Source organism: Ralstonia sp. 25mfcol4.1, assembly GCF_900104095.1.
GTDB lineage: Bacteria > Pseudomonadota > Gammaproteobacteria > Burkholderiales > Burkholderiaceae > Cupriavidus.
Genome location: NZ_FNJO01000010.1, coordinates 198,063 through 219,974, shown reverse-complemented (window position 1 = coordinate 219,974; position 21,912 = coordinate 198,063). Strand labels below are relative to the sequence as shown.

General features: G+C 67.5%; 21 protein-coding genes. 4 read left to right on the top strand and 17 right to left on the bottom strand.

The features are described 5' to 3' along the window. Window positions 1-240 precede the first annotated feature (240 nt). The gene (locus tag BLQ58_RS18860; RefSeq protein WP_092601182.1) at window positions 241-1,518 is read left to right on the top strand and encodes a TIGR03862 family flavoprotein; all 1,278 of its coding nucleotides are present in this window, start codon (window positions 241-243) and stop codon (window positions 1,516-1,518) included. Window positions 1,519-1,523: 5 nt separating this feature from the next. On the opposite strand, the gene BLQ58_RS18855 is transcribed toward BLQ58_RS18860, so the two are convergent. The 14 genes from BLQ58_RS18855 to BLQ58_RS18790 all read right to left on the bottom strand — a co-directional run bounded on the left by BLQ58_RS18855 (window position 1,524) and on the right by BLQ58_RS18790 (window position 14,425). Continuing rightward, window positions 1,524-2,621 carry an AbrB family transcriptional regulator gene (locus BLQ58_RS18855; protein ID WP_092601046.1) on the bottom strand — a complete coding sequence of 366 codons (1,098 nt, stop codon included), beginning with the start codon at window positions 2,619-2,621 and terminating at the stop codon, window positions 1,524-1,526. Window positions 2,622-2,714: 93 nt separating this feature from the next. Then, a complete protein-coding gene (locus BLQ58_RS18850; protein WP_254776014.1) occupies window positions 2,715-3,692 on the bottom strand; it encodes a Bug family tripartite tricarboxylate transporter substrate binding protein in 978 nt (325 codons plus the stop codon). Between the two features lie 171 nt (window positions 3,693-3,863). After that, the gene (locus BLQ58_RS18845; RefSeq protein ID WP_092601044.1) at window positions 3,864-5,336 is read right to left on the bottom strand and encodes an FAD/NAD(P)-dependent oxidoreductase; all 1,473 of its coding nucleotides are present in this window, start codon (window positions 5,334-5,336) and stop codon (window positions 3,864-3,866) included. After that, on the bottom strand, window positions 5,333-5,641 hold the full coding sequence (locus BLQ58_RS18840; protein WP_092601042.1) for a (2Fe-2S)-binding protein: 309 nt from the start codon (window positions 5,639-5,641) through the stop codon (window positions 5,333-5,335). The genes BLQ58_RS18845 and BLQ58_RS18840 overlap by 4 nt, the downstream gene beginning before the upstream one ends. After that, complete coding sequence (locus BLQ58_RS18835) at window positions 5,625-6,764, bottom strand: NAD(P)/FAD-dependent oxidoreductase (protein ID WP_092601040.1); 1,140 nt, start codon at window positions 6,762-6,764, stop codon at window positions 5,625-5,627. Before BLQ58_RS18835 ends, BLQ58_RS18840 begins: the two co-directional genes overlap by 17 nt. A gap of 165 nt (window positions 6,765-6,929) precedes the next feature. After that, on the bottom strand, window positions 6,930-7,853 hold the full coding sequence (locus BLQ58_RS18830) for a LysR substrate-binding domain-containing protein (protein ID WP_092601038.1): 924 nt from the start codon (window positions 7,851-7,853) through the stop codon (window positions 6,930-6,932). 88 nt (window positions 7,854-7,941) lie between these two features. Continuing rightward, complete coding sequence (gene bluB / locus BLQ58_RS18825; protein ID WP_092601036.1) at window positions 7,942-8,616, bottom strand: 5,6-dimethylbenzimidazole synthase; 675 nt, start codon at window positions 8,614-8,616, stop codon at window positions 7,942-7,944. A 14-nt stretch (window positions 8,617-8,630) separates the two neighbouring features. Beyond that, entirely contained in the window at window positions 8,631-9,218 is a 588-nt protein-coding gene (locus BLQ58_RS18820) for a redoxin domain-containing protein (RefSeq protein WP_139186140.1), read from the bottom strand. A gap of 131 nt (window positions 9,219-9,349) precedes the next feature. Then, window positions 9,350-10,030, bottom strand: a complete 681-nt coding sequence (locus BLQ58_RS18815) for a ProQ/FinO family protein (RefSeq protein WP_092601034.1) — start codon at window positions 10,028-10,030, stop codon at window positions 9,350-9,352. 107 nt (window positions 10,031-10,137) lie between these two features. Beyond that, entirely contained in the window at window positions 10,138-10,647 is a 510-nt protein-coding gene (locus BLQ58_RS18810) for a hypothetical protein (protein ID WP_092601032.1), read from the bottom strand. 175 nt (window positions 10,648-10,822) lie between these two features. Further along, window positions 10,823-11,812: a Bug family tripartite tricarboxylate transporter substrate binding protein gene (locus tag BLQ58_RS18805; RefSeq protein WP_092601030.1), complete on the bottom strand. Its 990-nt coding sequence runs from the start codon at window positions 11,810-11,812 to the stop codon at window positions 10,823-10,825. An 86-nt stretch (window positions 11,813-11,898) separates the two neighbouring features. Continuing rightward, window positions 11,899-12,657, bottom strand: coding sequence for an SDR family oxidoreductase (locus BLQ58_RS18800; RefSeq protein WP_092601028.1), 759 nt, complete (start codon window positions 12,655-12,657; stop codon window positions 11,899-11,901). 103 nt (window positions 12,658-12,760) lie between these two features. Next, the gene (locus BLQ58_RS18795) at window positions 12,761-13,438 is read right to left on the bottom strand and encodes a fumarylacetoacetate hydrolase family protein (RefSeq protein ID WP_092601026.1); all 678 of its coding nucleotides are present in this window, start codon (window positions 13,436-13,438) and stop codon (window positions 12,761-12,763) included. A 33-nt stretch (window positions 13,439-13,471) separates the two neighbouring features. Next, on the bottom strand, window positions 13,472-14,425 hold the full coding sequence (locus BLQ58_RS18790; RefSeq protein WP_092601024.1) for a 2-hydroxyacid dehydrogenase: 954 nt from the start codon (window positions 14,423-14,425) through the stop codon (window positions 13,472-13,474). 118 nt (window positions 14,426-14,543) lie between these two features. Here BLQ58_RS18790 and BLQ58_RS18785 point away from each other — a divergent pair, with 118 nt between their 5' ends. Together BLQ58_RS18785 and BLQ58_RS18780 are read left to right on the top strand one after the other, a co-directional pair. Beyond that, complete coding sequence (locus BLQ58_RS18785; protein ID WP_092601022.1) at window positions 14,544-15,686, top strand: citrate/2-methylcitrate synthase; 1,143 nt, start codon at window positions 14,544-14,546, stop codon at window positions 15,684-15,686. Window positions 15,687-15,805: 119 nt separating this feature from the next. Next, complete coding sequence (locus BLQ58_RS18780; protein WP_066740354.1) at window positions 15,806-16,009, top strand: cold-shock protein; 204 nt, start codon at window positions 15,806-15,808, stop codon at window positions 16,007-16,009. An 81-nt stretch (window positions 16,010-16,090) separates the two neighbouring features. Here the strand turns inward: BLQ58_RS18780 and rpoD are convergent, their stop codons facing one another. Beyond that, window positions 16,091-18,061: an RNA polymerase sigma factor RpoD gene (gene rpoD / locus BLQ58_RS18775; protein ID WP_092601020.1), complete on the bottom strand. Its 1,971-nt coding sequence runs from the start codon at window positions 18,059-18,061 to the stop codon at window positions 16,091-16,093. Window positions 18,062-18,442: 381 nt separating this feature from the next. Here rpoD and BLQ58_RS18770 point away from each other — a divergent pair, with 381 nt between their 5' ends. Further along, window positions 18,443-19,822: an FAD-containing oxidoreductase gene (locus BLQ58_RS18770; RefSeq protein ID WP_092601179.1), complete on the top strand. Its 1,380-nt coding sequence runs from the start codon at window positions 18,443-18,445 to the stop codon at window positions 19,820-19,822. Window positions 19,823-20,030: 208 nt separating this feature from the next. On the opposite strand, the gene BLQ58_RS18765 is transcribed toward BLQ58_RS18770, so the two are convergent. Next, window positions 20,031-21,062, bottom strand: coding sequence for an acyltransferase (locus BLQ58_RS18765; RefSeq protein WP_092601018.1), 1,032 nt, complete (start codon window positions 21,060-21,062; stop codon window positions 20,031-20,033). A gap of 146 nt (window positions 21,063-21,208) precedes the next feature. Then, the gene (locus BLQ58_RS18760) at window positions 21,209-21,817 is read right to left on the bottom strand and encodes a hypothetical protein (protein WP_139186139.1); all 609 of its coding nucleotides are present in this window, start codon (window positions 21,815-21,817) and stop codon (window positions 21,209-21,211) included. Window positions 21,818-21,912 lie beyond the last annotated feature (95 nt).

Genomic DNA, 21,912 nt, shown 5'->3' with positions numbered 1-21,912 from the left:
GCGGAAAGCCTGCCGCAAACATTGGGGCCAACCGGCGCGGATGTCGATGGAGAGCGATTCTAAGACAGGCCGGCGCCAACGGTCACCGGGCATGGTGCCTGAGACCGCACCCGGCGGCGGCGCCGTCACCCGGTCACTGGCGTGCAGGCGTACCGGCTGCAAGCGCGGGCGCCGGTCATGCCCGCACATCGCTACGCTTATAATTCGCCGGCTTTCCGCCACCGCCACATCATCGATTCCATGTCCGCTGTCACTTCCGCCGAACCCGTCCGCCTTGCCGGTGCCATTGTCGTTGGCGGTGGTCCGGCCGGCCTGATGGCGGCCGAGATGCTGGCCGCGCAGGGGTTGCCGGTGGATGTCTACGACGCCATGCCGTCGGTGGGGCGCAAGTTCCTGATGGCGGGCAAGGGCGGCATGAACATCACGCATTCGGAGGCGGCCGATGCCTTCCTGGGCCGCTACGGCGTGCGCGCCGACCGCATCGGGCCGTTGCTCGACACATTCGATGCCGCCCGGCTTCGCGCCTGGGTGCATGGGCTGGGCATCGACACCTTCGTGGGCAGTTCTGGCCGGGTGTTCCCCACCGACATGAAGGCCGCCCCGCTGCTGCGCGCGTGGCTCCATCGCCTGCGCGAAGCCGGAATGCGCCTGCACGTCCGGCATCGCTGGATTGGCTTCGGGCAGTCTGCCGATGGCTGGCACGTGCTGCGCTTTGCCACCCGCAGGGGCGAGGAGCAGGTCGAGGTGGAAGTGGCGGCCCGCGCCGTGGTGCTGGCGCTGGGCGGCGGCAGTTGGGCGCGGCTTGGGTCCGATGGCGCGTGGGTGCCGATGCTGTCAGCCCGGGGTGTCGATGTGGCGCCGCTGCGGCCGGCCAACTGCGGCTTCGATATCGAATGGAGCGAGGTGTTCCGGAGCCAGCACGCCGGGGATCCCGTCAAATCGGTGGCCATCGGCGTGACCGCGCCCGACGGCACCGTCCTGCATCGGCAAGGAGAGTTCGTGATCAGCGAAACCGGCATCGAAGGCAGCCTGGTCTACGCGCTGTCCGCCCCGATCCGCGACCTGATCGATGCGCACGGCAGCGCCACCGTCACGCTGGACCTGGCGCCGGGGCGCTCTGCCGAGGACGTTGCCGCCGAAGTCGGACGACCGCGCGGATCGCGCTCGGTGTCCAGCCACCTGCAGAGTCGGCTGGGCATCACCGGCGTCAAGGCACGGCTGCTGCGCGAGGTGCTGACGAGGGAAGCGATGCACGACCCCGTGGCACTGGCCGCCGCCATCAAGGCGCTGCCGCTGGTGCTGATCCGCGCGCGACCCATCGACGAAGTGATCAGCACGGCGGGCGGCGTCCGCTTCGAGGCGATGGACGATCACTTGATGCTCAACGCGGTCCCGGGCATGTTCTGCGCCGGCGAAATGCTGGACTGGGAAGCACCGACCGGCGGCTATCTGCTGACGGCCTGCTTCGCCAGTGGACGGGTGGCCGGGGCGGGCGCGGCGGCATATCTGACGGCCTGACGGCGTCAGCCGCCCGACCCGCCGCCCGACCCGCCCCCGCCGCCCGACCCGCCGGTCGACATGCCAATGCGCCTGGCCAGCCATGGCCCGATCAGCACGACCGAGAACAGCCGCAGCGTCTGGGTGGCCACCACGAAATTCATGTCCGCGTTGGTGCCGAGCGCGATGGCCACGATCGATTCCACGCCGCCCGGCGACGTGGCCAGGTAGGCCGTCAGGAAGCTGACCTTGTGGCTGGCGGAGATCAACCACGCCGAGGCGGCGCACAGTCCCATCATCGCCACGATGGCGGCCAGCATGGTCGGCAGCGACGCCACCAAAGGCCGCAGCAGGTCGCGCCGGAACTGCAGGCCGATGGTCCAGCCCAGCACCGCGAAGCCGCAGCCGAGCAGCGGCGTGGGCACCACCACCGGGGCCGGCACCAGCGTCACCCACACGGCGCCCAGCGCCAGCGGCACCAGGAACGCCCCGGCCAGGATGCGGAAGCGCACACCGATCCAGCACCCGACGATCGCAATGCCGATGGCGACCGGCGTGCCGACGGGCGAGACATGGCTGAATGCCTGGCCAGCCGTCGTCGATGCCGAGGCCGTCGCCATCTGTGCATCGACGATGGCATGGGCTACCAGCGGCCCGGTGACGACCACCAGCACCACGCGCAGGTACTGCATCAGCGACACCAGGATGCCGTCGCCGCCGTTCTCGGTGGCCAGGGCGCCCATGATCGACGCCGCGCCGGGCAGGCTGCCCCACGCGCCCGTGGTGCCAGGCAGCGGCGAATAGCGGACCAGCAGCCAGCCCACGGCCGCGGCGCTGCCGATGGTCAGGGCCACGCCCAGCACCACCAGCCCGTCCGACGCCGCTTCAAGCAGTTCGGCCAGATGCAGCGTGCTGGCGATGGCCGTCCCGGTCATGGCCTGCGCGAACGCCGTCAACGCGGGGCGGATGCGCAGCCTGACGTCCATGAAACCGGCGACCATGGCGCACCCCATCGCGGCAACCAGCACGCTGGCCGTCGATATCACGGGCTGCAGCAGGTAGCTCAATGCGAGCGTACCGGCCAGGAGCGCGGACCAGTGCAGCGCGCGGCTTGTATGTGCCATGTCCGGTTCAGTGTGGCGCGAATGGTGACGTAGCCGCGAATTCTATCCGCTGTGTCTGCGATGCTCCGGCATTCGGTACGCGGGTCGGATCGGTCAGTCCAGCTTGATGCCGACGCTCTTCACCACCTTGTCCCACTTCTGGGTGTCGCGGTTCACCAGTTGCGTGAACTCAACCGGGCCCAGCGCGCTGGGCTCCATGCCCTGCTTGGCGATCGATTCGCGGATCGACGGTTGCGCCACCACGGCCGCGATTTCCTGGGCCAGGCGGTTGACGGTCGGCATCGGCGTGCCGCCCGTCGTAAAAACGCCATACCACGACACCACCTCGTAGCCCGGCACGCCCGATTCGGCGATGGTCGGCACGTTCGGCATCGTTTCCACGCGTTTGGCGCTGGTCACGGCCAGGATGCGGACCTTGCCGGAATCGGCGCCGGCCTTGGCGGAGGGCAGGCTGGCAAACGTCATCTGGGCCTGGCCGGCCATCACGTCCTGCATGGCCGGGGCATCGCCGCGATACGGAATATGCGTGATGGACACGCCCGCCATGCTCTTGAACAGTTCGGCCGACAGGTGCGAGATCGTGCCATTGCCGGGCGACGTCACGTTGAGCTTGCCGGGATGGGCCTTGGCGTAGGCCAGCAGTTCCTGCACGTTCTTGACCGGCAGGTCGTTGTTGACCACCAGCGCGTTGGCCGACTTGGCCACCAGCGACACCGGCTGCACGCCCTTGACCGGATCGTAGGGCAGCTTGCTGTAGATCGACGGCGCGATGGCCTGGCCGCCGACCGAGCCCAGCAGCAGCACCGAGCCATCGGGCTTCGCGCGCGCCATCTCGGCGGTGGCCAGCGTGCTGCCGCCGCCGGGCTTGTTTTCCACCACGATCGTCGTCCTGGTGTTCAGCTGGAATTGCGTGGCGACCGTGCGGGCGATGACGTCGTTGCCGCCGCCGGGGGCAAATCCGACCAGCATGCGGAGCGGGCCCGGCGGCAGTTCCTGGGCCAGGGCAGGGGTGGCGGCCGAGGCAGCGGCCAATGCGAGCGCGAGAGCGGGAACGATCTTGGAAAACACCATGGTTGATTCTCGAAAGGATGGGTTGATGAGTGCTCTCAGGATGAACTCGCTGTGCTGGTCCAACTGGCGAGGCGCGGTGTATCCCGGCTCCCGCTCATTTTGTGTATGCGTTTGCTGCTGGCGTGGCCGGCCTGCATCGCAATCCGGCCACGCGTTCCGCCATGTCGCGGCTTATTTCTTGAATCGCACCACCGCTTCGCGCGATGCCTCGGTCTGTGGCAACGTCGCAATTTCGCCAAGCGTCACCGGCTTGGTGGGAAACCGCAGCCGGTAGTAGCCCACATCACGCGGATGCCGCTGCTGCTCGTCGGCGATCAGTTCGGTCACGGTCAGCCCGCAGAAGCGGCCCTGGCAGGGGCCCATGCCGCAGCGCAGGAACGCCTTCAGCTGGTTCGGCCCCTGGCAACCGATGCGCGCGGCATGGCGCACCTGTTCGGCGGTGGCTTCCTCGCAGCGGCAGACGATGGTGTCGCCTACCGGGCGGCGGAACTGCGGCAGCGGGCGGTACAGCACCTCGAAAAATTCGCGGCCGCGCGTGGCGCGTGCCAGTTCGGCGCGCGGCTGGGCCGCCGTGCGGTCGCGCGTGTCGGTACTGATGCGGCCCAGCGCAGCGGCCGCGTGCGCGGCGGCGATACGGCCCCGGTGCTCGGCCGCCACGGCGCCGGCAATGCCCGCGCCGTCGCCGGCAATGCTGACGTGCGGCACCGACGTGGCGCCCCAGTCGTCGACCTGCGGCTGCCAGCAGTCCTGGCGTTCGTTCCAGACATGCTCGGCGCCCACGGCGCGCGACAGGTTGGTATTCGGCACCACGCCCTGGTGCAGCAGCAACTGGTCGATGGCGATGGTGTGGCGCTGGCCGTCGGCCTCGTAGCGCAGTTCGGCGACCTGGCCGCCGGGCCCGGCCACGGCTTCCAGCGCGGTCACGCCGCTGACGATGGGCACCGCCTTGCGCACGGCGCGCAGCAGCTTCAGCCCCTTGCCCAGATAGGGCGAGCGCAGGAAGCCCCAGGCATGCGGCAGCGCCTGGCGCCATTGGCCGCTGGCCGTGGTTTCCAGAATCGCCTGCAGCTTCACGCCGGCATTCAGGTACTGCCACGCCAGCAGATAGAGCAGCGGGCCGCCGCCTGCCAGCACGGTCCGGCCTTCGGGCACCACGCCCGATGTCTTCAGCAGGATCTGCGCGGCGCCCGCCGTGATCACGCCCGGCAGGGTCCAGCCGGGGATCGGGAATGGCCGCTCCTGCGCGCCGGTGGCCAGGATGATATGGCGGCAGTGCAGCAGCGCGGCCTGCGGGTCCTGGCCGGCGCGGGCCACCGAATAGGCGACCTCGTAGCCGGCGGACTGCCCCTCGGGCTGACCGTCGCGTGCATTGATCGACCACACGGTGGCGGCCGGAACATGGCGTGCGCCGCTCCTGGCGAACGGCTCCAGCAGGCTCAGGCCGTGCCAGTAGTCCTGCCCCAGGATGGCGCGGTTCTGTACCGGCGTGTTGCCGATGGCGCGATAGATCTGCCCGCCCGGTGCGGGTTGCTCGTCGATCAGCACGGTCGACAGGCCCAGTTCGGCCGCCTGGGTGGCAGCGGCCAGCCCGGCCGGGCCGGCGCCGATCACCAGCAGGTCGCACGTCGTGATGTCGGCCGTCATGCTGCCACCTCGCGTGCGCCAAGCTGGCGCTCCACCTTCATGCCGTCCTGCACGCGGGTCATGCAGGCCTGCTGGTTGGGCCGGCCATCGATGCGCACCAGGCAGTCGTAGCAGACGCCCATCATGCAATACGGGCCGCGTGCGGCGCCCGATACGGCGGTGTCGCGGCAGGCCAGCACGCCGGCGGCAAACAGTGCGGCGGCGACGCTATCGCCTTCGCGGCATTCGAGCGCGGTGCCATCCACGGTGACCCGCACGCTGCGCGCCGTCCCTTGCAGCACGGCCGCGTCAATTCTTCTGAACATGGAATCTCCGGGTCGAAAAGGTGTCCAGCTCCGGCGCCAGCGCGCCGGCGGCGATCATCGGGGCCAGGTGCATGGCGTGGGTGGCGGCCAGCGTCACACCGCTATGGCAGGTGACGATGAACGCGCCCGGATGCGTGGCCGATTGCTCGTAGACCGGAAAGCCGTCCCTGGCGCGCACGCGCAGGGCTGACCAGGCGCGCACGGCGCGGACGTCGCGCAACGCGGGCAGCGTCCGCACGGCGCGGTCGGCCAGCGTGGCCAGCACGGGGAGCGTGGTCACCTGGTCGGCATAGCCGGCGTCTTCCTGCGAATCGCCGACCAGCCAGCTGCCTTCGTCGTTCTGGCGCAGCGTGACCATGGGGGTGTCCAGCAGGCGGTGGGTGCGCTCCAGGACCAGGATCTGGCCGCGCTGCGGCGCCATCGGCAGGTCGATGCCCACCATGGCGCCCAGGTCGCCGTTGCGCAGGCCGCCGGCCAGCACGATCTTGCGCGCCCGCACCTCGCCGTTCGGCGTGGCCAGCACGAAATCGCCGCCGGGCTGCTGCGCGATATGGGTGACGCCATGGTGCGGCAGGTATTCGACCCCGCTCGTGCTGAACGCGGTATGGAACGCGCGCAGCAGCTTGAGCGGATTGACGATGCCGTCGTGCGGGGTCCAGATCGCGCCGGTCACGTCCGGGCCGAGGCCGGGCACCAGCGACGCCGCCTGGTGGTGATCGAGCAGCTTCCACTCGTACGGCTCGACGCCAGGCTGGGACATCAGCGTATTGACCCACGCCAGGCGGGCTTCCACCTCGTAGTCGCCCATCAGCGGCGTGAGGCCGCCTTTCTGTTCCAGCGCGACGTCGATGCCGGTTTCCTTGAGCAGGCCGGCCGCCAGTTGCGGCCACAGGCGCGTCGAATTCAGCGTCCAGCGGCTGTAGGCACCCATGCCATAGCCCTTGCTCTGCAGCCAGACCAGGCCGAAATTGCCGCGCGAGGCGCGCAGGGCGATATCGCCTTCATCCAGCACGGCAATGGCACCCACGCGATTGCGCAGGCCATAGGCCACGGCGGAGCCGACCAGGCCGCCGCCCACCACGGCGACGTCGAATACCGGAAATCGGGGAGCGGAGGCCACCATCAGCGGCGCCTCCCGTAGGGAATGTGCGGGCCTTGGGCCCTGCTGGAATTCATGTCGGGTACTCGCAAGAATCGTGACGCCGCCGGCCATCCGGGGCGATCTGGCCGGTGTGTCTGTCGGGACGAGTATTGCGGAGCCAGCACCCCGCGTGCAAATACGAGTCTGTCAGGCGGCCATACCAAAACCTGATAGGGTGGCCGGCAGGGATGCCGTTTCGGCAGCGATCACCTCGATCATCCGTTCGGTGAATCGATCCACCAGCACATTGGCCGGGCGGTTGCGGGCCAGCAGCAGGTAGCTGACAAACGGGATCTGCGGCCGGAATGGCCGGATGACGACTTCGGCGGCGTGCATGCGGGCAACCAGGGGATTGACGATGCCGACCCCGAGGCCCAGGCCGACCATCTTGCAGATGGTGGCGCCGTAGGGGGTCTCGAAGTGCATCACGCGCCGGTCGTCGCTGGCGAACGCGGCATCCACGGCAGCGCGCAGGCCATCGCCATGGCTCATCGAGATGAACGATTCGCCGGCCAGGTCGGCGGGCGTGATCGCTTCGAGCGAGGCAAGCCGGTGTCCGGGCGGCAGCACGCAACAGCCCGACAATTCGGCCACGGGCCGGGCTTCGGTCACGGCGGCGGGCGGCAGGAACGAGACCAGCCCCAGATCGCAGTAGCGGCTGCCGACCTGGTCGGCCACCAGCTGGGTACTGCCCGTTTCCATGGCCACGTTGACGTCGGGGTACTCGGCATGAAACCGCTGCAGCACCAGCGGCACCACGGTCATCGCCAGCGACGGCACCGTGGCAATGCGCAGGCGGCCCTTGCCGAACTGACGGATATTGCGCGCCGCGTCCTTGAGGGCGTCAAGGCCGACGAAGGCGCGTTCGACCTCGCGCACGAAGGCCAGCGCTTCTTCCGTGGGGTGCAGGCGGCCCGCGGTGCGCGTGAACAACGTCAGGCCGGTCGAGTATTCGAGCTGGGCGATCAGCCGGCTCACGTTCGGCTGCGACGTATAGAGCTCGGTGGCCGCCGCAGTCATCGAGCCGGAGCGCATGACTGCCTGGAACGCGTGGATTTCCTTGAACTTCATGCCGGGGGTCTATGGAGGGGTGCTGCGGCGATGGTATAGCAAATCCGTATAGGGAGCGCCCGGAAGCCGATGTGCCGGTATGGATTGTCTATGCAGCAGGCGGCTCGGGTGGCGCCGGAGGCTCCCAGAGGATGTCCTGCAGCGGGGCGCGCCTGCGCCAGCCTTCCTGTTCGAGCATCGGCGCCTCGTAGAACGCCGGCACCGGCCCCAGGCAGAGCAGCCCGAACGGCTTTGCGCCGGGTGGCAGATCGAGCTCGCGCGCCAGGGCGACGGGGTCGAACATCGATACCCATCCCAGGCCGAGGTTCTCGGCGCGCGCGGCCAGCCACAGGTTCTGTACCGCACAGGCGGCGGAAGCCCAGGCCATTTCGGCGGGCATGCTGCGACGGCCGAAAACCGTGCCGTCGTCGGGCGCCAGAATCACGGCCAGCAGTTCGGCGCAGTCGCGAATCCCCTCGACCTTGAGCCGCAGGAATTCGGCACCGCGATCGCCCAGTTCCCGGGCGGTGGCCTGCCGTTCGGCTTCCACCAGCGGCACCAGCCGCGTGCGCCAGGCCGGCGTGCTCAGGCGCATGAACCGCCACGGCTGCATCATGCCCACCGAGGGCGCCTGATGGGCGGCGCGCAGCAGGCGTTCCAGCTGGTCATCGGGCAGACGTGGCCCCGGCGTGAAATGCCGGCAGTCGCGCCGCAGCGCCAGGATGCGGTACAGCGCGGCGCGCTCGGTATCGTCAACGTGAGGGCCGGGCCCGGTGTCTGCCATGGGTCTTGGGTAGGTTATTTCGGGTCGACGAGACACGCGCCAGATGCGCAGTCGCCGGCAGCCGCGCTGGCTGGATGGCCGGCGGGTAGCGCGGAAGGCTGCCCCTTGTCTGCATCGGCATCCACACGCGCTTCGAGAATCAGTTCGGCAATGTCGGCGCCCAGCGTGAGGTCGTTGACCGAGCCGAAATACTGCCGGCGCAGCCGTCCGCGCGCGTCGATCAGGATCAGCGTCGGCGTGCCGCGCATGGCGTAGGCCTGCATCGTCAGCGGCACGCCGCCCTGGCCGTCGGGCATGTCCACGCCGACCGGGAACGGCATCCGGTATTCGTGCAGGAACGCGCGCAGCGCCGTGGGCGTCATGGCGTCGTGGTGCTCGAATACGGTGTGCAGGCCGATGACGGCCACTTCGGATGACGGAAACGTCTGATGGACCCGCAGCGCCTGCGGCAAGCCGTGCGACACGCAGCCCGGGCACAGCATCTGGAACGCTTCCAGAACGATGACCTTGCCGCGCAGGGCTTCGATCGACAGGGGACGGTCAGTGTTGAACCACTGCTGGACGGCCCACGCGGGTGCGGGCTGTGGACGAAATTCGCTCATGGTAGGGATCTCCGGCTGCATGACTGCGGCAGTATGCGGCGGCGAAAACTCCGTGGGATGGCGATTCGTCCAGGAAAACAGCCCGTTCGTACGCGGTGCGTGCGACGGGCTGCGGGGTGTCCCCTGGCGCGTTATTCCGGCTGGGGAGGTGTTTCGGGTGTGGCAGGCGACTCGACAGGCGACTCGGCAGGCGTGTCTGCCGCCGCGGCTTCCTGCTGCGGGGCGGCCTGCGCTTCGGCCTGCGGTGCAGCCGGCTGGGCAGCATTCTGCGCCGCCGGCTTTTGCTGGGCGGGCTTCTGCTTCGGACGGGCGGAGCGCAGCTGGCGGCCGCGTGCCGCATCGGCCTCGGTCACTTCGCCGGCCGGCTGGCCAGCCAGATCCAGACGCGGCGCGCCCTGCGTCAGGCAGGTCCAGTAGCGGGCGCCACGGCACCACGTGCGGATCGCCTCGCGCAGCTCGGCTTCGGACAGGCCCAGCTCGGTGGCGTGCGTCAGCAGATCGTCGAAGACACCGATCTTGAGCGGCACCTTGGGCGCGGGGTTCTTCGGGAACGCCAGCGGGAATTTCTTTTGCAGCTTGCCGATGTTACGCACCACCGGATCGACAGGCGTCGCCGGCCGGGCCTGCTGTGCCGCCTGGCCAGCCGGTTTTGCGGCCGGTTTTGCACCCGGTTTTGCGCCCGGCTTGTTCGGCCGCGACGGCTTGTTCGGCTTGGCGGCAGGCGCAGGCTGGCGCGGAGCCTTCTCGCGCGCCTCTTTCTTTGCCTGCTCGGCCAGTTTTGCCCTCAGTCCTGCCAGTTGTTCGAAACCCATTGCTCTAGCTCAGTCAAACGACGCGGGATTATAGCGTGGATACCGGCGGGGGCCGGTTGTGGTCGGAAATTGCCGCCCCGGCGTCACCAGGAAGGCGCGGAAGGCGGTCAGCGGATCTTGCCGAACCCGTTGGCTGCCCAGCGCGCGGCGCTGTCTCGGGTCAGGCGGAAATCGGGCCGCACGGTGGTGGTGGCGAGTACGTCACCGAACGGGCTGGTGGCCGTCAGCGTGCCAAATGGCTCGAATTCGTCCGGTGTGATGGCCAGTTTGACGCTGATCACCTGATCGTCGATCTCAATCGTAATCTGCTTATTGAGCTGCGCGTGCAGCTGCTGCTCGTGGCGGCGGATCACCTCGGAGGCGGTCTTCACGAGGGTCTGGTGCGCGGTGGCATCGAGCGGCTTGGGATCGACCTTGTTGCGGCCCATGGTCCATGGACCGACCAGGGCAGGTTCGGCACTGCCGTCGCGGACCATCTCGACGGCCCAGCCATCGCCGTCTTCGTTCTTGATGACGCGCGCAGTCCAGCCCTTGTCGCGCCAGAGCCGGGGCTCGTGAATCTGGTCGGGTTCGATGTCGGCATCGGAAACCGAGGTGTCGTTGTGGGGCTGAGGCATGACGCGGAAAACCAGTGCAGGGGAGCGGCCGACGCTGCCAACGCTGCAAGAGCGCCCGGAGAGCGGGTGGGGCCGAAAGGCTGGCATTCTAGCCCAGTCGCCAGCCCGCCCGGTGCCGTCCGGGCGCGTCGCGTGCACAACTTGCGATCTTTTGGGCCGGGTCATTCGGCCTGAATCATTCGGCCTGGATATTGGCCTCCTTGACCACCTTGGCCCATTTCGCCAGGTCCGACCTGATGACGGCGGCGTACTCCTGCGGGGTGCCGCCCTGGATTTCGATGCCAGCCGTCTCCAGCTTGGCGCGCACTTCCGGCAGCTTCAGCGCGGCGTTGATCTCGGCATTGAGCCTGGCCACGATGTCCTTGGGCGTGCCGGCCGGGGCCAGGAACCCGCCATTGGTGCTGGCGTCGTAGCCCTTCAGGCCCTGTTCGTCGGCGGTCGGTACGTTGGGCAGCGCCTTCGAGCGTTTGCGGGTGGATACGGCCAGCGCGCGGACGTTGCCGGACTTCACCTGTTCCTGGATGGCGCTGATGGTGTCGATATAGAGCGCCGTGCGGCCGGCAATCAGGTCGGGGTGGGCTGCGGACGAACCCTTGTACGGCACCAGCAGCACCGGCGCGCCACTGACCATGCGGAACATCTCGGCGGCCATTTCCTGCGCGCTGCCGCGGCCCGAGGTGGCCACCTTGGCTTCGGCCGGATTGGCCTTCATCCACGTCACCAGTTCGGGCACGGTCTTCACGGGCAGCTTGGGATACGCCGCGAACACCAGCGGAATCTCGTGCGTGTACACGATGGGCTCGAAGCTCTTTTCGGGGTCCCAGCCCAGGTTCCTGAACAGGAACTTGTTGATGTTATGGCTGCCGCCGACGATGCCGATCGTATAGCCGTCGGGCTTGGCGTTGGCCAGCACGGCCGTGCCGAGGTTGTTCGAGGCGCCCGGGCGGTTCTCGACGATAAACGGCTGGCCGAGCTTGACCGACAGCTTTTCGCCAACCACGCGCGCAATCAGGTCGATGCCGCCGCCGGCCGGTGCCGGGACGATGATCGTGACCGGACGGGTCGGATAATTCTGAGCCGAGGCGGCGCCCGGTGCCGCCAGCAACGCGGCGCTGCCAGCCAGGGTGCCGGCCAGGGCGATGAGCTTTCGTGTGGTGAATCGCATGGGGTCTCCTTTGGGAAATTGGTCAACTTGAGTCAACTCTGGGTGGTGCCGCCGGGAATGCGAGGCCCCGGGAGCGCGGTGGGGTGTCAGCCGCGGCCGACGAACGGCATGGCGCTGGCCATGACCGTCATGTTCAATACGTTGGCGTCCAGCGGCAGCGATGCCATGTGCCGCACGGCATTGGCCACGTGGCGCGCGTCCATCATCGGCTCCGGTGCGGTGGTGCCATTGGCCTGCAGCACGCCGCGCGTCATGCGTTCGGACAGTTCGGTCAGGGCATTGCCGATGTCGATCTGGCCCGCCGCGATGTTGAAGGCACGGCCATCGAGCGCCAGCGCCTTGGTCAGGCCGCTGACGGCGTGCTTGCTGGCCGTGTAGGGCGCGGTGAACGGGCGCGGGGTTTGCGACGACACCGAGCCGTTGTTGATGATCCGCCCGCCCTGGGGGGACTGCCGGCGCATCAGGCCGAAGGCGGCCCGCGCGCACAGGAACACGCCGGTCACGTTGGTGTTCACCACGTTGAACCACTTGTCCAATGGCAGTTCGTCCATCGGTACGGCCGGCGCGTTGACGCCGGCGTTGTTGAATACCAGGTCGATGCGGCCGAACGCCTGCTCGATGGTGTCGAACAGCGCCTGCACGCTGGCGGGGTCGGTGACATCGGTTGGGACAGCCAGCGCCGTCTGGCCGCGCGCGGCGGCATCGGTCGCCAATGTTTGCAGCGGGTCGGCACGGCGGCCGGCCAGCACGACAGTCCAGCCATCGTCCAGCAGGGCCAGCGCGGTCAGCCGGCCGACGCCGCTGCCGGCGCCGGTGACCAGCGCGATTCGTCGGGAAGGGTGCATTGCGGTCTCCAGATGCGTTATGCGAGGTCTTGTCCGTTCTTGTTCGTCCGGGCAGGCAGCCGCCGCCGGTGCTATGTGTCAGGGCACGCAGCCGCCGCAGGCGCTACGTGACCGTCAGCGAGATATGGCCGATGCCCGCCACGCTGGCGTCGACGACATCGCCGCGCTGCAGCGGGCCGACGCCAGCGGGCGTGCCAGTGAAGACCAGGTCGCCGGCGCGCAGCGTTACCGAGCGCGACAACATGGCGATCAGGTCCGGCACGGGCCAGATCAGGTCGGCCAGCGTGGCGCGCTGGCGCTGCGCGCCGTTGACCGCCAGCCGGATCTCGCCATCGCGCGGATGACCGACCGAGGCAGCCGGAACGATCGGGCTGCACGGTGCCGAATGGTCGAAGGCCTTCGCCGGCTCCCAGGGGCCTCCGGCACGCTTGGCCTCCTGCTGCAGGTCGCGGCGCGTCATGTCGAGGCCGACGGCATAGCCCCAGATATGCGATTCGGCGTGCGTGGGGTCGATATCGCGCCCATCGCGGCCGATGGCCACCACCAGTTCCACTTCGTGGCAGAAATCGTCGGTGCCGGGCGGGTAGGGCAGCATGCCGGTCGCGGGCGCCACGGCGGTGAACGGCTTCATGAACCAGGCGGGCATGTCGGCCGCCGCCGGCTCGTTCGCGGTCCAGCGGTAGTTGCGCCCGATGCAGAACACCCGGCCGACCGGGAAATGCGCATTGCTGTTGACCACGGGCAGGGCGCTTGGCGCCGGGGCGGGCAGGACGTATTCCATCTTCGCGCTCCAGTTGCGATCCGGCGGGCCGTATCAGGTGGTCAGGCTCGCGGCTGGGCGCTTGCCGGCCAGGCCGTCGGCCACGCTGTCGAGCACCATGCGGATCATCGCGGCGCGCGTTTCCCATGTGGCGCTGGCGCGGTGGGCCTGCAGCGTGGTGCGGTCGGACCGGCGCAGCGCCAGTGGCACGCGCGGTTCATCCACGAAGACATCCAGGCCCGCGCCCGCAATGCGGCCGGCCTCGATCGCCTGCGCCAGGTCGTCTTCATTGACCAGACGCCCCCGGGCCACATTGACCAGGAAGCCGCGCGGCCCCAGCGCGTCGAGCACGGCGGCATTGACGATGCCTTCGGCCTTGTCGGCCGCGGCGCACAGCACCAGGGCGTCGCTGTGGCGTGCCAGATCGACCAGGTCGGGGACGAATTCGTGCGGCAGGTCGTCCATGGCGCGCAGGTCCGTGTAGCGGATCGGGCAGCCGAACGCCGCGGCCCGCGTGGCTACCGCACGGCCTACGCGGCCCATGCCGACGATGCCCACCCGCATGCCGCTGAAGCGGCGTGCCAGCGGGATGGCCGACGGCTGCGGAAAGCGTTCCCATTGGCCATCGCGGACAAAGCGGTCGCCCGCGGCGATGTTGCGGCAGGCGGCAATCAGCAGGCCGATCGCCAGGTCGGCCACGTCCTCGGTCAGGGCGCCGATTGTGGCGGTCACGGGCAGCTTGCGCTCACGGCAATAGGCGAGATCGACCGCGTCGGTGCCCACGCCGTTGACGGCCACTACCTTCAGGGCCGGCAGGCGTTCCAGCATGGCGCGCGAAATGCCGGTGTGACCGCCCGTGATGACAGCCTCGATCGACGCGCCGTGCTGCGCGACCCAGGCGTCCTGGTCGTCGATCTCGAACAGCTTGTGTACCTGGTACAGCGAAGCCAGTTCGTCATTGGCGGCGGGAATCAGGATGGGATTCAGTTGCAGGATCTGAGGCTTCATGAGCGGTCCGTTTTTGGCTGGAATGTGGAACTCATGGTAGTTAAATATTGATTCAGTACGCAATATTGATATATAAAATCAACATAAATAAAATGCCGCGGGACGTGCAGGAGTGCAGATGGGAGCCTGGATATCGATGGACGAAGCGTGCTCGCGGCTTGGCGTGCGGCCGCAGACGGTCTACGCGTACGTGAGCCGGGGCAAGATCGAGGTGACGTCGGACCCGACGGATACCCGCCGCAGCCTGTATCGGGCCGAGGATGTGGCGACGCTGGCCAGGCGCAAGCAGGCCGGCCGCAAGCACGAGACGCTGGCCACCAACACGCTGTTTGGTGCCGAGCCCAGCATCCCCACGTCGATCTCGACGTTCGTGCGCGAGCGGCTCTACTTCCGGGGGCGCGACGCCGTGGCCCTGGCCGACACGGCCACGCTGGAAGACGCGGCGCGCTTGCTGTGGGATTCGGCGCAGGCGGTGGATCTGTCGTCGTCCGTGCGGATCGACAAGCCGGGGCGTGTGGCGGCGTTCATGGCATTGGCCGAACTGGCCGCCACCGGCCATTCCACACATGGCCGCATGACGCGCGTGCTGCATGGCGAGGGTCAGGCGCTGGTGGGGCTGCTGGCCAACGCATTCGGCGCGCAGCCAGGGCAGGCACCGCTGCACGAACGCTTCGCGCAGGGCTGGGGCCAGGGGCCGAACGTGGCGGAATTGCTACGCGTGGCCATGGTGCTACTGGTCGATCACGAACTGACCAGTTCGGCATTTGCCGCGCGCATCGCGGCGTCGAACGGCGCGTCGCTGCCAGCCTGCCTGCTCTCGGGGCTGTCCACGCTGTCGGGGCCCCTGCACGGCGACGCCTCGGGGCGTGTCAAGGCGCTATTCAGCGAAGTCGAGCGGCAGGGCGAAGACCCGGTCATCACGCAGTACCTGTCTACCGGCCAGCCGCTCCCAGGCTTCGGCCACCATCTCTATCCCGACGGCGATCCGCGTGCCGTGGCGCTGCTGAGCCAGTTCGCGCCCCCGCCGGGCATCGCCCGTTTCATCGAGCAGGCCACGCGGCTGACCGGATTGCAGCCCAATATCGATGTGGCGCTGGCGGCCCTGGTGATTCATTGCGCACTGCCGGACGACGCCGCGTTCGCCATGTTTGCCACGGCGCGCAGCATAGGCCTGCTGGCGCACAGTCTGGAACAGCTGGGAGTTGGGCAGGTGATCCGCCCGAGAGGCCGCTATGTCGGTGCGATGCCTGACAAGGCGTAATTGGCGGGGTCAGAACAATCCTGATTGTCGCGAACGGCCGGGGTGTGATACAAGGTAACCGCACGTCCGCCATATTGGCGGCGTCGTCTTTATCTCGTTTTTGTTGGAATATTCAGAAAATGGCAACTGGTACCGTGAAGTGGTTTAACGATGCGAAGGGTTTTGGTTTCATCTCGCCGGATGACGGCGGTGAAGACCTGTTCGCGCACTTCTCCGAAATTCAGGGCAACGGCTTCAAGTCGCTGCAAGAAGGCCAGAAGGTCAGCTTCGAAGTGAAGCAGGGCCCGAAGGGCAAGCAGGCAGGCGCAATCAAGCCGCTGTAAATCCTCACGCATTGACTGCGTGATCTGCGGCGCCCCGCGTTAAATCGGGGCGCCGTATCTCTTTTGCTGCCGGATTCCTGCTTAACGCTCCAGGAACAGCTTCAGCTTGTCGGCACGGCTCGGATGCTGCAGCTTGCGCATCGCCTTGGTCTCGATCTGGCGGATCCGCTCGCGGGTCACATCGAACTGCTTGCCGACCTCTTCCAGCGTGTGATCGGACACCATGTCCAGCCCGAATCGCATGCGCAGGACCTTTGCCTCGCGCGGCGTCAGCGCGTCGAGCGCCTCGTCGATCGCCGCCCGCAGGTTGGCCTGAATCGCCGCTTCGGCCGGAGAGCTGGCCGATACGTCCTCGATCATGTCGCCGAGCGTTGCGTCGGCGTCGTCACCCACAGGGGTTTCCAGCGAAACGGGTTGCCGCGCGATGCGCAGGATGCCGCGCACCTTTTCCTCGGTCATTTCCATGCGTTCCGCCAGCACCGCAGGATGGGCCTCCTGGCCGGTCTGCTGCAGGATTTCGCGTGAAATGCGGTTCAGCTTGTTGATCGTCTCGATCATGTGAACCGGCACCCGGATGGTGCGTGCCTGATCGGCCAGCGCGCGCGTGACGGCCTGCCGCACCCACCACGTGGCATACGTCGAAAACTTCCAGCCGCGCCGGTATTCGAACTTGTCCACCGCCTTCATCAGGCCGATGTTGCCTTCCTGGATCAGGTCCAGGAACTGCATGCCGCGGTTCACGTACTTCTTGGCGATGGAAATCACAAGGCGCAGGTTGGCCTCGGTCAGTTCGCGCTTGGCCTGGCGCATCTTCTGCTCGGCGGCGCTCATCTGGCGGTAGATCTGCTTGAGCTGCTGCAGCGGCACCGAGACGGCGGTCTCGATGTCGACGAGCTTGCGCTGGCAGGCCTGGATGGCCGGCAGGTGACGCTCCAGCGCCGGGCCGAACTGCTTCGACGTGGCCGCCATCTGGCTGGTCCAGTCGAGGTCGGTCTCGCGGCCGGGGAACGACGCCACGAAGGCCTCGCGCGGCATGCCGCAACGCTCGACGGCGATCTCGAGGATGCTGCGCTCGATCGCGCGCACGGCGTCAACCTGTTCGCGCATGCTCGCGCACAGGCGGTCGATCATCTTGGCGGCGAAGCGGATTGGCGCCAGTTCGCGCTGGATCTCGGCGAGCACCTGCGCGACGGCCGCCGAGCGGGCCTTGCCCGTTACCGGGGTGCCGGGCAGTTGCTCGTAGAGCGTCCGCACGCGCGCGAAAATCGCCAGGCTGTCTGTGGTCAGCTGCTCCAGCCGGGCGGCATTCGCCTTTTCGGGGTTCGGGGTGTCCGCATCGTCGTCGTCATCGTCCGATTCGTCGTCGGCGGACGCGCTGTCGTCGTCGGCATCGGCGTCGTCGGACGCGTCATCGGCCGCACTGGCCACGTCGACGTCTTCCGCGCCGTCGTTGATGCCGTCAACCAGTTCGTCGATGCGCAGTTCGCCGGCGACGATACGGTCCACATCGGCCAGCAGCGCGGAAACGATGGACGGGCACGCCGCAACGGCCTGAATCATGTCCTGCAGGCCGCTTTCGATGCGCTTGGCGATCTCGATTTCGCCGGCGCGGGTCAGCAGTTCGCTGGCACCCATTTCGCGCATGTACAGGCGCACGGGGTCGGTCGTGCGGCCGAATTCGGAGTCGACGGTCGACAGGGCGGCTTCGGCTTCCTCGTACGCCTGGTCGTCGGACGTCGCGGCCGGGGCGGCATCGCTCAGCAGCAGCGTCTCGGCGTCCGGCGCCTGCTCGTAGACGGACACCCCCATGTCGTTGAACGTGCTGACGATGGTTTCCATCGCAGCCGTCTGCGTCACGTTGTCGGGAAGGTGATCGTTGATGTCCGCGTGGGTGAGGTAGCCGCGCTCCCGGCCAAGCGCGATCAGCGCGCGCATCTGCCGCTGGCGCTCCTCGTCCAGGCGCGCCGCGGAAGCGTGGTCCAGCGGGGCGGCGGTGGCCTGGGCCTTGCCGGCCGGCTTCTTGCGGGCGGTCTTCGAAATAGCCGTCGTCATGCGGGATGCGGAATCGTCACGAACCGGATTTGCCAATACATTCTCCTGGACTGGTGGCCGACGATCGTCGCGGACATGACCGTCGGTCAAGCCTGCGGGCGCGAACGAAATCGTGGAGTGGCGCACGGAACGTCGAGGCCGAATGCCTCCCGCAGAATCCAGTGTGCGCAAAATGGGGAACCGCGCATCATACTTGACGAAGTTGTGCGGTGCAATAACCGGCGGCACGTTTTTTTGTCGCAAATATGCCGATTAGGGCGCAATACAACAAAACAGACGGGCGGTTGATGCCGCCGCCGGTGACATATTCTGGTGTGGGGGCAGGCCAGGACATTTCAAGTCAAAGGAACGGCGATGACGCAAGGCGACAAGTTGGGAGGGATGGCCAGACAGTTCGACGCGATCATCATCGGCACCGGGCAAGCCGGCCCCGCGCTGGCGGCACGTCTGGCTGGCGAGGGCATGAAGGTGGCCGTCGTGGAACGAGGGCGCTTCGGCGGCACCTGCGTGAATACCGGCTGCATTCCCACCAAGACGCTGATCGCCAGCGCCTATGCGGCGCAACTGGCGCGGCGGGCGGGCGAGTACGGCGTGACGATCGGCGGGCCGGTGGTCGTCGACATGAAGCAGGTCAAGGCGCGCAAGGACCAGATATCCGGCCAGTCCAGCGCCGGGGTGGAGCAATGGATGCGCGGACTGCAGGACGCTACGGTCTTCGAGGGCCATGCCCGCCTTGAGAGTGCGCGGACGGTGCGGGTCGGCGGCGAACTGCTGGAAGCCGGGCGGATTTTTGTGAACGTCGGCGGCCGCGCACTGGTGCCACCGATGCCCGGCCTGGACCGCGTGCCGTACCTGACCAACGCGACCATGATGGATGTCGATTTCCTGCCGGAGCACCTGATCGTGGTGGGCGGCAGCTACATCGGCCTGGAGTTTGGCCAGATGTACCGGCGCTTTGGTTCGAGGGTGACCATCGTCGAGAAGGGCCCGCGGCTGATCCAGCGCGAAGACGAGGATGTATCGCACGCCGTTCAGGAGATTCTGGAAGCCGAGGGCATCGATATCCGGCTCGATGCCAACTGCCTGAGCGCGCGCATGGCGGGAGACCGCGTGGCGGTCGGGCTCGATTGCGCGGCGGGCTCGCCGGAAGTGGTGGGCTCGCACCTGCTGATGGCGGTGGGGCGGGTACCCAACACCGACGATCTGGGCCTCGACAAGGCGGGCGTCGAGACCGATGCGCGGGGATATATCAAGGTGGACGAACAGCTACGGACCAATGTGCCGGGCATCTGGGCGCTGGGCGACTGCAACGGCCGCGGCGCCTTCACGCACACCTCGTATAACGACTATGAAATCGTTGCGGCCAACCTGTTCGACAACGATCCGCGCTCGGTGGCAGACCGCATTCCGGCCTACGCGCTGTTCATCGACCCGCCGTTGGGTCGCGTGGGCATGAGCGAGCGGGAGGCCCGGCAATCCGGCTGCAAGGTGCTGGTCGGCTCCCGCCCGATGAGCCGCGTGGGGCGGGCCGTCGAGAAAGGCGAAAGCCTGGGTTTCATGAAAGTGGTGGTCGATGCGGACACAAGGTTGATTCTCGGTGCCTCGATCCTCGGCCTGAGCGGCGACGAGGTTGTGCATGCACTGCTGGACATCATGTATGCCAGGGCGCCGTACACCACCATCAGTCGCGCCATGCATATCCATCCCACGGTTTCCGAACTGGTACCAACCCTGCTGCAGTCACTGCGAATGCCGGATTAGCCGGCGCGCTATTCCGCCGGCTGTCACCGGCCACGGACGAAAAAAATGCCACGCGGCGGGGAACCGCGTGGCATCTGAAGTGAAGAGAGCAGGGGAGGGGTCAACCCTGAACTCCGTTGGGTCACCCGTATTGCACGGGCGACTGCAGTGTAAGAAGACGATTCTCATTCGAACATCGGAATCTTCTGAAATTCGAGTGCGATTTGTCTCAGTCTCGGTCGGCGTTCAGGGGCCGTTGGACCTCCATGACCGCATCGATTTCGCGGTCCTTGGCTTGCCACTGATCGGCGAGCCAATGGTGAAACGCCGACCGGAAAGCCTTGTCGCCCGCGTAGTCGCCGCCGCAGAAGTCGTCGGGAATCGGAATTTGCCGAATCCGGACGACGATCCGGCCGGCACGGCCCGAGGCAAGATGCCAGAAACTTGGCACGCCGTCCGGGTAGATGATCGTCGCATCGATCATCGAGCGGAACTGGGTGCCCATGGCGTTCAGCGTGGTGGCCAGCGCGCCGGCGCGCGGCTTGAGCAGGTTGCGATACGGCGACGATTGCGCCTGCCGCCGCGCCTCCGAAAACCGCGTGCCCTCGGCAAACACCATCACGCTGGTGGGCACCAGCTTGAATTTCTCGCAGGCGCGCCGCGCGGTCTCCTGGTCCTTGCGGCCCAGTGCCGGATTGCGGCGCAACTGTGCCTTGCTGTACCGCTTCATAAACGGGAAGTCCAGCGCCCACCAGGCCAGGCCAATCACCGGCACGTAGAGCAACTGCTGCTTCAGGAAGAACTTCAGCAGCGGAATGCGCTTGTTCAGCACGCGCTGGAGCACGAAGATGTCCACCCACGACTGGTGGTTGCAGTTGACCAGATACCAGTCGTCAAGGCGCAGATCCGTATTGCCCCGGACGTCCCAGATTTCCGGTTGCAGGCGCGCGATCCAGCGGGTGTTCCGGGATATCCAGCCCGTTGCGATGCCGTTCAGCCAGGGGTCCACGCGGCGGCGCACCGCCGGTGTCGGCACGGCCAGCTTGAGCAGTGCCAGCGGGACGATCGGGACGAAGCAGGCCAGCGTGTTGAGCACCAGCAGCGTGGCGCTGAGCAGGCCGGTCAGCCATGCCAGGCGCTGCGGCCTGGCCTTGGACGGCTGCCGGCTTGCGGTATCGACAGGTTGGGGAGGTTGGGGCGGGACCGATCCGGTGGGTGGAGCGCGACGCGCGGATGGGGACGAAGTGGAGTTCGAATTCATGTTCGCAAGTTTGCAAGAGCCGGAACTGCGTCAATTTGTCCTCGATCAATTCGAGCACGTTGAAACTAAAGAATCGACGATGCAACGGGGCGTTTTCGTGGCATGGCGGGTCGGATGTGTCCGATGAGGCGAACGCCAGGCGGGAGTCAACGCTGGCCAGTGTCGGGTGAAGCCGGAGCCGATGCCGGGATGACCGGCTTTGGCGGACCCGCGTCGAGCAGCGCGGCGATCTCGGGGTCTCGCTGGCCGATGTCCCATTCGCCGGCATTGACCTTCGCGAATTGCTCCGTGCAGAGTTGCTCGACCGCATCCGGTTGCTCGTGCGCAAGGGCCACCCGCATGACGTCGAGCTGCTGGTTGGTAAAGCTCTCGATCAGCGTTGCATGCTGGTCCAGCAGGTTCTGGCTGGTCTGCCGCTCGCTTTCGCTGGTGCCATTGGCGGCCGCGTCTTCCAGACGCTGGCGATAGAGGCGGGCCACGGCGAGCCGCGCCGCATTGCGATCCAGCCAGAGCGTCCACGCCCCCTGGACGGCCTTGCGGGCCTTGGGCGCGTGCTCGACACAGAAGTTGACCGTATTGCGCAGCACGGCCTCGTCCATCTGGGGCACGAGCCCGGCGGATACTGCAAGCTCGCTGCGGGTGTCGGGCTGGGAAGCCGGGACGGGCGGCGTCTGGGCTTCGCGCGAGCATGCCGTTGTCACAAGGGCGGCCACGGCGGTGACCAGCATCATCTGGATGGATTTGAGGCGGTGCATCCGGAGCAGGTTGTCTGTCGATGGCCGGCATTCTACCGGGCCGGGCGCCGCCAGCCCCATACACCAGGCCCCACGCGGCGCATTTTTGCAGGGGC

What these genes read in the sequence shown, in the direction of transcription:
- BLQ58_RS18830 (WP_092601038.1), bottom strand. Translation starts at nt 7,853, where the DNA reads ATGAAGTTCAAGGAAATCCACGCGTTCCAGGCAGTCATGCGCTCCGGC.
- BLQ58_RS18855 (WP_092601046.1), bottom strand. Translation starts at nt 2,621, where the DNA reads ATGGCACATACAAGCCGCGCGCTGCACTGGTCCGCGCTCCTGGCCGGT.
- BLQ58_RS18845 (WP_092601044.1), bottom strand. Translation starts at nt 5,336, where the DNA reads ATGACGGCCGACATCACGACGTGCGACCTGCTGGTGATCGGCGCCGGC.
- BLQ58_RS18810 (WP_092601032.1), bottom strand. Translation starts at nt 10,647, where the DNA reads ATGCCTCAGCCCCACAACGACACCTCGGTTTCCGATGCCGACATCGAA.
- BLQ58_RS18800 (WP_092601028.1), bottom strand. Translation starts at nt 12,657, where the DNA reads ATGCACCCTTCCCGACGAATCGCGCTGGTCACCGGCGCCGGCAGCGGC.
- BLQ58_RS18765 (WP_092601018.1), bottom strand. Translation starts at nt 21,062, where the DNA reads ATGAATTCGAACTCCACTTCGTCCCCATCCGCGCGTCGCGCTCCACCC.
- BLQ58_RS18835 (WP_092601040.1), bottom strand. Translation starts at nt 6,764, where the DNA reads ATGGTGGCCTCCGCTCCCCGATTTCCGGTATTCGACGTCGCCGTGGTG.
- rpoD (WP_092601020.1), bottom strand. Translation starts at nt 18,061, where the DNA reads ATGACGACGGCTATTTCGAAGACCGCCCGCAAGAAGCCGGCCGGCAAG.
- BLQ58_RS18815 (WP_092601034.1), bottom strand. Translation starts at nt 10,030, where the DNA reads ATGGGTTTCGAACAACTGGCAGGACTGAGGGCAAAACTGGCCGAGCAG.
- BLQ58_RS18795 (WP_092601026.1), bottom strand. Translation starts at nt 13,438, where the DNA reads ATGGAATACGTCCTGCCCGCCCCGGCGCCAAGCGCCCTGCCCGTGGTC.
- BLQ58_RS18780 (WP_066740354.1), top strand. Translation starts at nt 15,806, where the DNA reads ATGGCAACTGGTACCGTGAAGTGGTTTAACGATGCGAAGGGTTTTGGT.
- BLQ58_RS18840 (WP_092601042.1), bottom strand. Translation starts at nt 5,641, where the DNA reads ATGTTCAGAAGAATTGACGCGGCCGTGCTGCAAGGGACGGCGCGCAGC.
- BLQ58_RS18790 (WP_092601024.1), bottom strand. Translation starts at nt 14,425, where the DNA reads ATGAAGCCTCAGATCCTGCAACTGAATCCCATCCTGATTCCCGCCGCC.
- bluB (WP_092601036.1), bottom strand. Translation starts at nt 8,616, where the DNA reads ATGGCAGACACCGGGCCCGGCCCTCACGTTGACGATACCGAGCGCGCC.
- BLQ58_RS18850 (WP_254776014.1), bottom strand. Translation starts at nt 3,692, where the DNA reads ATGGTGTTTTCCAAGATCGTTCCCGCTCTCGCGCTCGCATTGGCCGCT.
- BLQ58_RS18770 (WP_092601179.1), top strand. Translation starts at nt 18,443, where the DNA reads ATGGCCAGACAGTTCGACGCGATCATCATCGGCACCGGGCAAGCCGGC.
- BLQ58_RS18785 (WP_092601022.1), top strand. Translation starts at nt 14,544, where the DNA reads ATGGGAGCCTGGATATCGATGGACGAAGCGTGCTCGCGGCTTGGCGTG.
- BLQ58_RS18805 (WP_092601030.1), bottom strand. Translation starts at nt 11,812, where the DNA reads ATGCGATTCACCACACGAAAGCTCATCGCCCTGGCCGGCACCCTGGCT.
- BLQ58_RS18760 (WP_139186139.1), bottom strand. Translation starts at nt 21,817, where the DNA reads ATGCACCGCCTCAAATCCATCCAGATGATGCTGGTCACCGCCGTGGCC.
- BLQ58_RS18820 (WP_139186140.1), bottom strand. Translation starts at nt 9,218, where the DNA reads ATGAGCGAATTTCGTCCACAGCCCGCACCCGCGTGGGCCGTCCAGCAG.
- BLQ58_RS18860 (WP_092601182.1), top strand. Translation starts at nt 241, where the DNA reads ATGTCCGCTGTCACTTCCGCCGAACCCGTCCGCCTTGCCGGTGCCATT.